The sequence below is a fragment of the Streptomyces phyllanthi genome, assembly GCF_009377205.1.
Taxonomy (GTDB): domain Bacteria; phylum Actinomycetota; class Actinomycetes; order Streptomycetales; family Streptomycetaceae; genus Streptomyces; species Streptomyces phyllanthi.
The window spans coordinates 1-12,167 of record NZ_VJZE01000277.1 but is presented as its reverse complement, the minus strand read 5'-3'; the positions used below and the strand labels follow the sequence as shown (position 1 = coordinate 12,167).

9 protein-coding genes are annotated in these 12,167 nt (G+C 69.6%); 6 read left to right on the top strand and 3 right to left on the bottom strand.

The window, feature by feature from the left end; genetic code table 11:
• Positions 1-561: 561 nt before the first annotated feature.
• Both ppdK and FNH04_RS30015 read left to right on the top strand, forming a co-directional pair.
• Positions 562-3,309: a pyruvate, phosphate dikinase gene (ppdK, locus tag FNH04_RS30020; RefSeq protein WP_386573518.1), complete on the top strand. Its 2,748-nt coding sequence runs from the start codon at positions 562-564 to the stop codon at positions 3,307-3,309.
• A 335-nt stretch (positions 3,310-3,644) separates the two neighbouring features.
• A complete protein-coding gene (locus FNH04_RS30015) occupies positions 3,645-4,085 on the top strand; it encodes an NUDIX hydrolase (protein WP_152788918.1) in 441 nt (146 codons plus the stop codon).
• A gap of 503 nt (positions 4,086-4,588) precedes the next feature.
• Here the strand turns inward: FNH04_RS30015 and FNH04_RS30010 are convergent.
• Complete coding sequence (locus FNH04_RS30010; RefSeq protein WP_152788917.1) at positions 4,589-5,020, bottom strand: hypothetical protein; 432 nt, start codon at positions 5,018-5,020, stop codon at positions 4,589-4,591.
• A gap of 69 nt (positions 5,021-5,089) precedes the next feature.
• On the opposite strand from FNH04_RS30010, the gene FNH04_RS30005 reads away from it, so the two are divergent.
• On the top strand, positions 5,090-7,468 hold the full coding sequence (locus tag FNH04_RS30005; RefSeq protein ID WP_152788916.1) for a type 1 periplasmic-binding domain-containing protein: 2,379 nt from the start codon (positions 5,090-5,092) through the stop codon (positions 7,466-7,468).
• A 387-nt stretch (positions 7,469-7,855) separates the two neighbouring features.
• Positions 7,856-8,596: a DUF1963 domain-containing protein gene (locus FNH04_RS30000; protein ID WP_152788915.1), complete on the top strand. Its 741-nt coding sequence runs from the start codon at positions 7,856-7,858 to the stop codon at positions 8,594-8,596.
• A 31-nt stretch (positions 8,597-8,627) separates the two neighbouring features.
• Here the strand turns inward: FNH04_RS30000 and FNH04_RS29995 are convergent, their stop codons facing one another.
• A complete protein-coding gene (locus FNH04_RS29995) occupies positions 8,628-9,587 on the bottom strand; it encodes an alpha/beta hydrolase family protein (RefSeq protein WP_152788914.1) in 960 nt (319 codons plus the stop codon).
• Between the two features lie 173 nt (positions 9,588-9,760).
• Here FNH04_RS29995 and FNH04_RS29990 point away from each other — a divergent pair, with 173 nt between their 5' ends.
• Complete coding sequence (locus FNH04_RS29990) at positions 9,761-10,357, top strand: TetR/AcrR family transcriptional regulator (protein ID WP_386573515.1); 597 nt, start codon at positions 9,761-9,763, stop codon at positions 10,355-10,357.
• Here the strand turns inward: FNH04_RS29990 and FNH04_RS29985 are convergent.
• Positions 10,327-10,845 (bottom strand): hypothetical protein, encoded by a 519-nt coding sequence (locus FNH04_RS29985; RefSeq protein ID WP_322724222.1) that lies wholly within the window; start codon positions 10,843-10,845, stop codon positions 10,327-10,329. The two genes, FNH04_RS29990 and FNH04_RS29985, sit on opposite strands and share 31 nt — an antisense overlap.
• A 206-nt stretch (positions 10,846-11,051) precedes the next feature.
• Here FNH04_RS29985 and FNH04_RS29980 point away from each other — a divergent pair, with 206 nt between their 5' ends.
• A complete protein-coding gene (locus FNH04_RS29980; protein WP_152788913.1) occupies positions 11,052-11,984 on the top strand; it encodes an oxidoreductase in 933 nt (310 codons plus the stop codon).
• Positions 11,985-12,167 lie beyond the last annotated feature (183 nt).

Here is a 12,167-nt window from a genome sequence, read left to right as displayed (position 1 = left end):
GGACCTGGCGTGGCCCACGCGGAGTGGGGCGCCGCCCGGAGTGGGCCACGCGGAGTGGGGCACTGCCCGGAGTGGCCACGCGGAGTGGGCACCGCCCGGAGTGGGCCACGCCTGCGGGAACGCGCACGGCGGGCGCACGCGGCAGCGCCCGGGTGACGGGCGTGTTTCGGTCCGTGTCCTCGTCCGCATGCTGAAACCGGGGCGCCCCGGAGGGCGTGATTCTCGCCACCCTTGATAGGGGTTGCGCTCAGATGAGCGGATCTTGAGCCACTCCGCTTCTTCAAAGTCTGGCACTCAGTGCCACGCTTTGATCGTTCATCGGGTAAACTCAGACGTATGGATAGCCGCTCATCTGAGCGAAACGGAGAGTTGACGGAGGGTGACGTGTTCAAGAAGTGAACACACCGCCGTCTCTCTCCTTGCCGACCGTTGACTTTCGATCTGCTGGCGGCCGGGTGGTTACAGGCGTATGACGCGCAAGTAGACGTACCCAGGTGCCTTCGATCTGGGTATGTTCCTCGCCGTCAGGGCAGCCACCGCGTCCTCGAGGAGTTGGGACCTGTGTCGGAAAACAAAGATCTCCACGTAGGCCACACTGCACAGAGCGTTGAGGGCGTGAAGTTCGTTTACGACTTCACCGAGGGCAACAAGGACCTCAAGGACCTCCTCGGCGGCAAGGGCGCGAACCTCGCCGAGATGACGAACCTCGGCCTCCCCGTCCCTCCCGGCTTCACCATCACCACCGAGGCCTGCAAGGTCTACCTCGACAGTGGCGAGGAGCCGGTGGCACTGCGTGACGAGGTGAGTGCGCACCTCGTCGCCCTCGAAGAGAAGATGGGCAAGAAGCTCGGCCAGGCCGACAACCCGCTGCTCGTCTCGGTGCGCTCCGGCGCCAAGTTCTCGATGCCGGGCATGATGGACACGGTCCTCAACATCGGCCTCTCCGACAAGTCGGTGCAGGGCCTGGCCCAGCAGGCCGGCGACGAGCGGTTCGCCTGGGACTCGTACCGCCGTCTCATCCAGATGTTCGGCAAGACGGTCCTCGGCGTCGAGGGTGACCTCTTCGAGGACGCGCTGGACGCGGCGAAGGCGGCCAAGAAGGTCACGGTCGACACCGAGCTGGAGGCCGCGGACCTGAAGAAGCTGGTCACCAAGTTCAAGAAGATCGTCAAGACCGAGGCCGGGCGCGACTTCCCGCAGGACCCGCGAGAGCAGATGGACCTCGCCATCAAGGCCGTCTTCGACTCGTGGAACGGCGACCGCGCCAAGCTCTACCGCCGCCAGGAGCGCATCCCGCACGACCTCGGCACGGCCGTCAACGTCTGCTCGATGGTCTTCGGCAACCTGGGCCCGGACTCGGGCACGGGCGTGGCGTTCACGCGTGACCCCGCCTCGGGCCACCAGGGCGTGTACGGCGACTACCTGCAGAACGCCCAGGGCGAGGACGTGGTCGCGGGCATCCGCAACACCGTGCCGCTCGCCGAGCTGGAGCAGATCGACAAGAAGTCGTACGACCAGCTGATGCAGATCATGGAGACCCTGGAGAACCACTACAAGGATCTCTGCGACATCGAGTTCACCATCGAGCGCGGCCAGCTGTGGATGCTCCAGACCCGCGTCGGCAAGCGCACGGCGGGCGCGGCCTTCCGTATCGCGACCCAGCTCGTGGACCAGGGCCTGATCGACGAGGCCGAGGCGCTCCAGCGCGTCACCGGCGCCCAGCTCGCGCAGCTGATGTTCCCGAAGTTCGACGAGGAGGCGAAGGTCGAGCAGGTCGGCCGCGGTATCGCCGCCTCTCCGGGCGCGGCGGTCGGCAAGGCGGTCTTCGACTCGTACACGGCCGTGAAGTGGTCGCGCTCGGGCGAGAAGGTCATCCTGGTCCGCCGCGAGACGAACCCCGACGACCTGGACGGCATGATCGCGGCGGAGGGCATCCTCACCTCGCGCGGCGGCAAGACCTCGCACGCGGCCGTCGTCGCCCGGGGCATGGGCAAGACCTGTGTCTGCGGCGCGGAGGAGCTCGAGGTCGACACCAAGCGCCGCCGGATGACGGTGCCGGGCGGGCACGTCGTCGAGGAAGGCGACCTGATCTCGATCGACGGCTCCAGCGGCAAGGTGTACCTCGGTGAGGTGCCGGTGGTCCCGTCCCCCGTCGTGGAGTACTTCGAGGGCCGGATGCACGCGGGCGCCAACGACGCCGACGAACTGGTCGAGGCCGTGCACCGGATCATGGCGTTCGCCGACCGCAAGCGGAGCCTGCGGGTGCGCGCCAACGCGGACAACGCCGAGGACGCGCTGCGCGCCCGCCGCTTCGGCGCCCAGGGCATCGGTCTGTGCCGTACGGAGCACATGTTCCTCGGAGACCGCCGCGAGCTGGTCGAGCGTCTCATCCTGGCCGACACGGAGGCCGAGCGCGAGGAGTCCCTGAAGGAGCTGCTCCCGCTGCAGAAGCAGGACTTCGTGGAGCTGTTCTCGGCGATGGACGGCCTGCCCGTGACGATCCGGCTGCTCGACCCGCCGCTGCACGAGTTCCTGCCCGACATCACCGAGCTGTCGGTCCGCGTAGCCCTGGCGGAGTCCCGCCAGGAGCCGCACGAGAACGAGCTCCGCCTTCTCCAGGCGGTGCACCGCCTGCACGAGCAGAACCCGATGCTGGGCCTGCGCGGTGTACGCCTCGGTCTGGTCATCCCGGGCCTGTTCACGATGCAGGTCCGGGCCATCGCCGAGGCGGCGGCCGAGCGCCGGAACGCCAAGGCCGACCCGCGCGCCGAGATCATGATCCCGCTCGTGGGCACGGTCCAGGAGCTGGAGATCGTGCGCGAGGAGGCCGACCAGGTCGTCGCGGAGGTCGAGGCGGCGACGGGTACGCAGCTGAAGCTGGCGATCGGCACGATGATCGAACTCCCGCGCGCCGCGCTGACCGCCGGTCAGATCGCGGAGGCGGCGGAGTTCTTCTCCTTCGGCACGAACGACCTCACCCAGACGGTGTGGGGCTTCAGCCGGGACGACGTGGAGGCCTCGTTCTTCACGGCGTACCTGGAGAAGGGCATCTTCGGGGTCTCGCCCTTCGAGACCATCGACAAGGACGGCGTCGGCTCCCTGGTGAAGCTGGCCGCCGAGGCCGGCCGCGCGACCCGCCCCGACCTCAAGCTCGGCGTCTGCGGCGAACACGGCGGCGACCCCGAGTCGGTCCACTTCTTCCACGAGGTGGGACTGGACTACGTCTCCTGCTCGCCCTTCCGGATCCCGGTGGCGCGACTGGAGGCGGGCCGGGCGGCGTCGCAGTCGGCGGGCAGCGACCACCGCTGACGGCGGGCGGCGACCACGCTGACGGCGGGCACCGACCACGCTGACGGAGGGAGGCGCCCGTCGCCGACCTCACCCGAACCCGGAACCGCCGTCGGTCCCCGACCCTCACCGATCGCGGCGGTTCCGGAGCACGAAGAGAGGGCGGCACCCCGTGCGGGGGGTGCCGCCCTCTTGTCATGCGGCATCACACATGAACAGAGCGGTTGACGTTCTCCTCCTGCTCGATACCAGCAACGCCACCCCATCGGACGTCGCACGCCGAATCGCCGACGACATCCCGGCTCTGCCGCTAGCGTCGATCGCCTCACCCACCCCCATCCGACGCCCCAGGGAACATGAGCGGACAACCGGCACAGCCAGTCATCGACACCCACGTCATCCTCCGCGACGCCGACAAGATCCTTTTCTCGCAGCGTGGCGGCCCCTACGGCCGCGGCCGATGGCACATGCCGTCGGGCAAGCTCGATCAGGGCGAACCCCTTCCCCACGGCGCCGCACGCGAGCTGTACGAAGAAACCGGCATCACGGTCGATCCGGCTCACCTTCGCCTCGTCCAGACCGTGCACCACCGGCAGGAAGCGCAGGTGGAGCGAATCGGCTTCTTCTTCGAGGCCACGGAGTGGGAAGGCACGCCCGTCAACAAGGAGCCCGAGAAGTGCCTCGCCCTGGAGTGGTTCACCGTGCATGACCTGCCCGACGACATCATCGAGTATCCGGAGGCCGGCCTGCGCGGCTACCTCGACGGCAGCGGCCCGCTTACCGAACACGGCTGGTAGTAGACAGGCACCTTCCCCCAACCTCGTTGGCGCTGGCCCTCCTCATCGGCAAATGACACCCATCTGCGCTGCCCTGACACCCGTCCACGCCGTTCGGACGTGCCCGTCCGCGCCGTTCGGACGTGCCCGTCCGCGCGAAGGCCGTCGACCATGCGGTCACCATTCGTCGTGTGCGTGGAGCGGGCCGCCGGGGCGGCACAGGACGGAGGCATCCGGCGGGCATCGACCACAGCTGACGGAGAGAGGCTGGGATGTTCTGCCGATGACCTGCAGCTTGGACAGAACTGACCCTAAAGCGCCGAAGTCCGTAACGGGTACCCCAGTCGTAGCGAAGCGCACCCGCACGCTCACTGTCTGCTGCTATACCAGTGCGGGCAAGCGGCACAACGGTGGATGCATCGGGGGAGTGCGTGGCAGAGAACCACTATGCCGTCCGGCAGGCAGCCGACAACGGGATGCTGGACGGGCCGCCGGGAACAGGCGAATTTCTACGACTGGTGCGGTCACTGGTGGAAAGGCCCCGGCGCGGTGAACGGTGGTTGCCGTCCTTCGAGATCGGTGGCCCGGGCGCCCGGGCCGTCCAATCCGCGCTCCAGAGCCGACTGGGCGAGGCTGCCCGGCCCGTCCCCCATTGCGTGGTGCCGCTGCCGGATGCGGATGACCATCCCGACGGCAACGGTGACCACCGCGAAGCCAACGGTGACCACCGCGAAGCCAACGGTGACCACCGCGAAGCCAACGATGACCACTCCGACGGCGACATGGCCCAGGCCGGTGCGCCGGGCCACCGCCGACCCGATCCCGCCCACGACGCACGCGATCCCGGGACCGGCTCCGGTACGGCGCTCCTGTCCGACGGTGCCGACCGGGCCGATCACGCGGTCAGCCATCAGGACGCCGACGCGCTGCGTGATCTTCTCGCCCAGATCTGCCACGCCCTCGCACCGCAGCGAAGCGGACAGCCGCGTCTGCGGTTCCGGCGCTTCTCGTTGGTGAACTGGGCCATGGGGGAGCGGCTTCCGAACGACGGCCGTCACGACAGACATCACACCGAACTCGCCGGAAGACTGCGCGACTTCCTGCGCGGAACTCGCCCTGCCGCCGACCACAGCGGTATCGGTATCGGCGTCGGCGCCCTGCACCCCTTGCTCCAACTGCTGTGGAACGGGCTGATATTGCTGGTCCCACCCGCGCTGTTCCGAGTGGTGGCGAGCGGGCGTGTGCCCGGCCTCGGGCGCGGCTACTGGTGGTTCATGCGTCAGCCCTACCTCAGGCCGGAGCTGTCGGGAGACTTCCTCGGCCTGGCCGAGCGGCTGACCGTCGGTTACCGGGCCGAGGAACCCGCCGACCACGTGGCCAAGTTGCTGGTTCACGCCTTTCTCGAGGACCTGCGCCGCGCATTTCGGCGCGGTCCCTGTCGGCGGCGCGGATGGCGGCACACGGCCTATCCCGTGGTGGTCATCCAGGGCACCCGAGCGACCGACGCGGGTCGCACACTGCTCAGACTCGTGGAACAGGTACGTGAGGAAACCGGGCGGCCCGTCCCCGTGCTCCTCGTGCACGTCGACCACCGACACAGCGGTGACCTGGGCCCGTCCGCGCCCGCCGACGCTCTGAACATGACGGACGTGCCCGCGATCGACCACACGCAGTGGGCCCCCGTCTCCTACAGCAGCCGTCTGCGCCGGCGACGCTCCGTACCACCGGCCCGGGTCCGTGCGCAGCGTCGGTTCTGGGTGTACGACTCCACCGAGACGGAACGAGTGCCCGCTTCCGTCGTTGTCACGGCCCCCTTGCCACCATGGTTCAGCCGGCGTGTCGTCATTCTCGCCGCCTGCCTGGCGCTTCTCGTTCCCACCGTGGCATGGTCCGGCTATCAGCTGGGCCTGCCGGGTTGTCCGCACCGGCCCCTTGCCGGTGATGTGACCGTCAGGGACGTGGGCGGACAGTGCATCGGCTTCAGCGACGCATACGCGTTCACCTTCAACGACGAGCCCGGGCAGGAGCGACTGCACTACATCCAGCAGCGTATCTTCGCTCAGAACCGGGACGCGGAGCACCTCTGGGAGCGCGGAGGCCGTCGCCGCCCGTACGTCACCATCGTGTACCTGGGCACCTTGACCGGCCGTGCCACCCGCCGCGGCGAGGAAGCGTACGCGGCCGAACGCGAAGGACTGGAAGGCATGGCCGTCGCCCAGCACATCGGGCTGCGGGCCCCGGTGAACAACTCCTCCGTTCCGTTGCTGCGCATCGTCATCGCCAACGCCGGCTTCCAGATGAAGCACGCCGACATCGCTGTTGACATGATCGCCGAGTTGGCGCGTCAGGAGTCCGATGCCCCCGTGGTCGGTGTCGTCGGCCCGGTCGAGAGCCGGAGGGCCAGCGCCGCCGCCCTGCGTCACCTCAACCAGGTCGGTCTGCCCGCCATCGCGCCGGCACTCTCCGCCGACCACATCGACAAGAACTCGGCCCTCTACTTCCAGATCGCGCCGCCCAACCGGGATCAGGCCCGTCTCGTGGCCGACTACGCACGCCGGAAGGGCTGGAAGGGGCTGCATGTCTACGCCACCTATGGTGAGGGGTCCAGCCGCAAGGACGACCTCTACGTCGCCACGCTCCTGGAGGACCTTCGGACAGAGTTCAAGGGCACCCATGACCTCACCTTCCGTGACTGGCACAGCGGGCTGTCCATGGCACGGGAGTGCGGTTACCAGGGCATGCTCTTCTTCGCCGGTCGGTGGTCGGAGTACGGAGACTTCCTGCATGGTCTGGCGAAGGACTGCCGCAACCAGCACTGGCCACGTCATCTCGTGGCCGATGACTCCGTCAACCGCTTCATGGCCAACCCGACGCTGCGCGAGGCGGCGCCGGACAATCTGACCATGCTGTACGTGTCGAAGTCCGGCCTGGCCACCTGCGCCGCGCTGCGCCGTCGCAGTAACTCGGAGGCGGTGGCCAGCCAGTTCCTGGCCGCTGTGGGAAGGCCCGGCCTGCTCCGCCCCGCCAGGTGCGTCCACGGGCCCGGTGCCCAGGAATGGCTGGGGGAGCACGTCGGGCTCGCCTACGACGCCACCATGCTCCTGGCCCAAGCGGTGGAGCAGTTGGCCGGGCGTGTCCGTGTATGGCCGCAACGATGGGACGGACGGATGCTCGACCCGGCAGCCGTCCACACCGAGATCCTCCGGCAGAACCAGGCCGGCGGCCGGCCCGGCGTCACCGGCCACCTCGTCTATTCCCCGGACTCGGGCGAGCCCGACGGCAAACCGCTGTCGCTCCTGCGCATCGACCGCATTCCGGCAGTGAAGGAGATGCCCACCGAGGTCTTCAGCTGCGGCCCGTACGGCCGCCACGGCGCACACACGTGTCGCGAACCGCGTGGGTGACCCGGCCCACTGAGCTTGACTCTTGCGACGGTAGTCCGCTGACACCCGCTTCAGGAGGTCGATCAAGAGGGCCCAACCGGCCCTCCGCGCTCGGGAGGTCGGGGCATCGCGGTTCGCAAAGGGCTGCTGTCGTCCGCCGACGTTGATGTCAGGTATGGATGTCAGGGAGCGGGCTCGCCGGGGCCTCGGAGATCTGCCGCGCCAACTCCTTGACGACCTGTGGGACGACGTGTTGAGCGCGTCCCACTCGGTGAGGGCGGCACCCGTGCGGGGGTGCCGCCCTTCCGCGTCGGCCGCCCGGCCTGGGCCGCCCGGTCGTGGGGCCGGGTCGGCGGCGAACCCGTAAGGCTCCTTCGCCTGTCGGAACCCTGGGGCAGACTGCCGATCATGAGTTCACTCAAGGCCTATCGCGAGGCTGCTCGCGAGCAGGACATACCCGAGCACATCATCGACAGGGCGCTGCGGCTCGCCCGCCCGCGCATCGAGCTGCGGCCGAAGGGCGACAGCGGCGCGCCCGTCGCCGGACACTACGGGGGCCACCCGCGGCTTCCGCCGGACGTCGAATGGTCCGGCTACCCGGATCTGATCGCCTCGGTCGACTGCGCCGCCGTTCCGGTCGGTGAGCTGGACATCCCGCTGCCGCAGGACGGGCACCTGCTGTTCTTCGCCGACAGGCGCCTGCCGGACTGGGCGCCCGCGACCGCCGGCCGGGTGGTGTACGTCCCCGCCGGAACGGTGACGGCCGAGCGGATCCCCTCCGGGGAGCACCGTCGCTATACGTGCGAGGCCTTTCCTCTCCGAGGTCGGCTTGATTGGCGCATGCCAGGTGGAGACTGCAACGTCATCGTCGAGGACGAGGCCAACAGCGACCTCTACGAGGAACACGGCCTGGACCTGGACCGGACCGTCGCCGGCGAACTGACCTTGGGCGGATATCCCTGTCCCACGCAGAGCGATCCGTGTTCCTGGCCCGACGAGGGTGACGAGGCGTGGATCCTGCTGGCCCAGGCGGACTACGAGTTCCTGGACGACCCCCACACATGCGCCGCCTACTGGCTGATCCGCCGTGGGGACCTGGCCGCACGGAACTTCGACGACGTGCGGACCTGCGAACAGTCATGGATGTAGCACCGGCGCATGAGTTCGCAGGTGCCCCGGCCTACTTGGACTCGACCCGTCCGAGTGGGTCGGGACCGGCCGTCAAGGCGTCACAGGCCGTCTTCCAGGCGGAGTCGCCCGGACAGAGCTCGGTGCGGAGGTAGGCCCAGGTGAGGTGCTGGATCGCGGACACTCGTGCGGGGTTCTCGTCCGTGGTCTCGGCGACGTCGTATCCGGAGATCCCGCCGAGGCCGTGCTCCGCGTCGAACAGGGTGAGCAGGGACTTGGGGCCCGGGGAGAGGACGTACGGGTCGGCGTGCCAGTCCGGGCCGCGAACCGTCAGGTGGGCGGAGTCGTCCTTGTCGCCGGCGACCACGAGCGTGGGCGTCGTCATCCTGGAGAAGTCCGTGGTCAGGAAGAAGGGCCAGTTCTCGGCCACGAACTCGGTGAGGGCATCGCCGCCTCTGCCGGGCGCGGCAAGCAGGACACCCGCCTTGATCCGGGGCTCGGTCAGGTCCACTTCCGTTCCGTCGTCCGGATCGGTGAGCCGGGCGCCCAGCAGCAGGCTCGCGGTGTGCCCACCCATCGAGTGCCCGGCCACGGCGACCTTGTCGCGGTCCAGGCGCCCGAGGAGTTGCGGGACGGCGGCCTCGATCGCGTCGAGCCGGTCCAGGACGCGCGTCATGTCCTCCGCCCGCGAGCGCCAGTACAGGGGCGCCCCGGGGGTGTCGGGGTCCAGGCTCAGCGTCCTCGAGCTCAGATGGGTGGGCTGGATGACGGCGAAACCGTGCGCCGCCCAGAAGTTGACGAGGGGGGCGTAGCCGTTCAGCGAGGAGAGGTGGTTCGAGTGGCCCTGGCCGTGTGAGAGGAGGATGACCGGGAGGTCGTTCCCGGTCACGGGCGCGGAGACCCGTACCTGAAGGTCCACGGCTCGGCCGGGGGCCGGCAGGACCACCGGACCGACCGAGAGGACGGGTGAGGGCGAGCTTAAGGTGGCGGCTGGGTAGGTCGGTTCACTCATGATGGGCGTTCCATTCGATGGCCTCTGCCGCCGGGCTCGTTCGGCCGGTGACGGGTGAGGCGTGGTCGGGAGTGATGCCCGGCTTCAGCACAGCAACTGAAAGCGGAGCGTTGTTCCGTTTAAGATACGGAGCGCTGTTCCGCTTTGTCAACGGCCGTCGGAAGGAGAGCGTGGTGCCCAGTACGAGCGGGTCCGGGGAGGTGCCGGTTCGCGGCAAGCGGGCCGACGCGCTGCGCAACCAGCAGACGCTGCTTGCCGCCGCCGCCGAGGTGTTCGTCACCTCGGGTGTCGATGCCCCGATCCGTGAGATCGCGGCGAGGGCGGGCGTCGGGATGGGGACGATCTACCGCCACTTCCCGACCCGGGCGGACCTCGTCGTCGCCGTCTACCGCCACCAGGTCGAGGCCTGCGCCGAGGCCGGCCCGAGCCTGCTGGCCAGTGCCGGCTCTCCGCTCGCGGCACTCCGCGAGTGGGTCGGTCTCTTCGTCGACTTCCTGGTGACGAAGCACGGACTCGCCAACGCGATGCAGTCGGACAGCAGCGGTTTCGACGCGCTGCACGCCTACTTCCTCGACCACCTGGTGCCCGTCTGCGCGCAGTTGCTCGACGCCGCGGTCGACGCCGGCGAGATCAGGCCCGGTACACAGGCCTACGAGCTGATGCGCGGCATCGGCAACCTCTGCATCGGACGTGACAGCGATCCGCGCTACGACCCCCGCCGACTGGTCGAGCTGCTCCTTCAGGGCCTGCGGCGGCTGCCGTCCTCCTGACCCCAGCGCGCCGCACCCTCCGGCCACACCACCTCCACGGCGACGCCCGCCGCCCGGGCCTCGAGGACGGTGTCGGCGGTGCCTCCGCCCTTGCCGGTGGGAGGGCTGCCGTCCCAGACGGCGACCAGGCGGTCGGCGCGTTCGACCAGTACGGCGTTGGCGGCCTCGTACGCCTGACGGCCGGCCGTCTCGGCGGGGAGGACGAGGACTTCGTCGGCCGCTTCGACGAGGTGGTCGAAGAGAGAGGCGTAGCCGGGCCCGACCTTGGTCCTGCGGTAGTCCCGGGAGGGGATGACGACGGTGAGGCGGCCTCCGGCTGCGAGGACGGCTTCGGCGAACAGGGAGTCCGCGCCCTCGGCGAGGCAGGAGACACCGACGAGATCGCCGTCGCCCGTGTACCGCTCGAGCAGGTCGTCCAGGGCCGCGCGGACCACCGGGAGGCTGTCCTCGGTCAGGTCCAGGTGCCCGGTCACCGCGATGGTCGTCACGGTCGCGTGCCCCTCTCGGGTGGTCGGGTCGACAGCGGGGCGCGGATCCTATCGCGGGCCTCCCGCACGAGCCGGGTCGGACAGCCTGGTCCGGCACGCGCGGCCGTCCCCGGTGTTCGCCGACCGGAGAAGGGCAACGCGGTCGGGGCAGGTGGCTCTTCGGCCTCTAGGCTGGGTACCCGTCCGCCCGTGGAGGGAGCCACGACATGGCCGGCTGGAACGCCACCGACATCCCGGACCAGAAGGGCCGTACGGCCGTCGTCACCGGGGCGAACAGCGGGATCGGGTACGTCACCGCCCGCGAACTGGCCAGGCGCGGTGCGCGCGTCGTGCTGGCCTGCCGGAGTGAGGCGCGGGGCACCGAGGCCCTGGACCGGCTCGGTGCCGAAGTGCCGGGCGCCGAAGCGGAGTTCGTACGGCTCGACCTGGGCGACCTGGCCTCCGTACGGGAGTTCGCGGCGACGTACACGCGCGAGCGCGACCGTCTCGATCTGCTGATCAACAACGCGGGTGTGATGGCGTTGCCGTACGGGCACACCGTCGACGGGTTCGAGACGCAGTTCGGGGTCAACCACCTCGGGCACTTCGCGCTCACCGGGCTGCTGCTGCCGGTCCTGCTCGGTACCCCCGGCGCACGCGTGGTGACCGTCTCCAGCGGGATGCACGCGGTGTCCAACATCGACATCACGGACCTCAACAGCGAGCGCCGGTACCGTCGTTGGATCGCGTACGGTCGCTCGAAGACGGCCAATCTGCTCTTCACCCATGAGCTGGCGCGCCGGGTCACGGCCGCCGGCGCCGACCTCGTGGCGGCGGCCGCGCACCCCGGCTATGCCGCCACCAACCTCCAGACCGCCGGCCTGAAACTGGAGGGCCGTACGGCCGTCGAACGCGTCGTGCTCATCGGCAACCGCTACTTCGCCCAGTCCGCGGACGCCGGCGCCCTCCCCACCCTGTACGCGGCCACGGCCCCCGGCGTCCGCCCCGACTCCTTCACGGGCCCGGCACTCCTCGGCTGGCGCGGCTCGCCCGCGAGGTCGAGGCGCGCCGGCTGGACGCTCAACGACCGGGCGGGGGAGATGCTCTGGGAGGAGTCCGAGCGGTTGACGGGCGTGGTGTGCGATCAGTTGAAGGCGTGAGGCGGCCCGCGCGTCGCCCCCTCACGTACGAGGTGAGGGGCCGTGCCCGGTCGTAGGGCCGTGGGCGCGTGAGACGGTGGCCCCGGTGCGCTGTGCGCCGGGGCCACCGTCATGACGGGGCATGTGGTCGCCGTGGGGCGGGCCGCCTCGTCAGCGTGAGGCGAAGCCCTGGGCGTACCTCTC

Bases quoted from the DNA above. Each gene is read 5' to 3' on its own strand.
- FNH04_RS30000 (WP_152788915.1), top strand. From the start codon at position 7,856: ATGAGTTCACTCAAGGCCTATCGCGAGGCTGCTCGCGAGCAGGACATA.
- FNH04_RS30015 (WP_152788918.1), top strand. From the start codon at position 3,645: ATGAGCGGACAACCGGCACAGCCAGTCATCGACACCCACGTCATCCTC.
- FNH04_RS29980 (WP_152788913.1), top strand. From the start codon at position 11,052: ATGGCCGGCTGGAACGCCACCGACATCCCGGACCAGAAGGGCCGTACG.
- FNH04_RS29995 (WP_152788914.1), bottom strand. From the start codon at position 9,587: ATGAGTGAACCGACCTACCCAGCCGCCACCTTAAGCTCGCCCTCACCC.
- FNH04_RS30005 (WP_152788916.1), top strand. From the start codon at position 5,090: ATGGGGGAGCGGCTTCCGAACGACGGCCGTCACGACAGACATCACACC.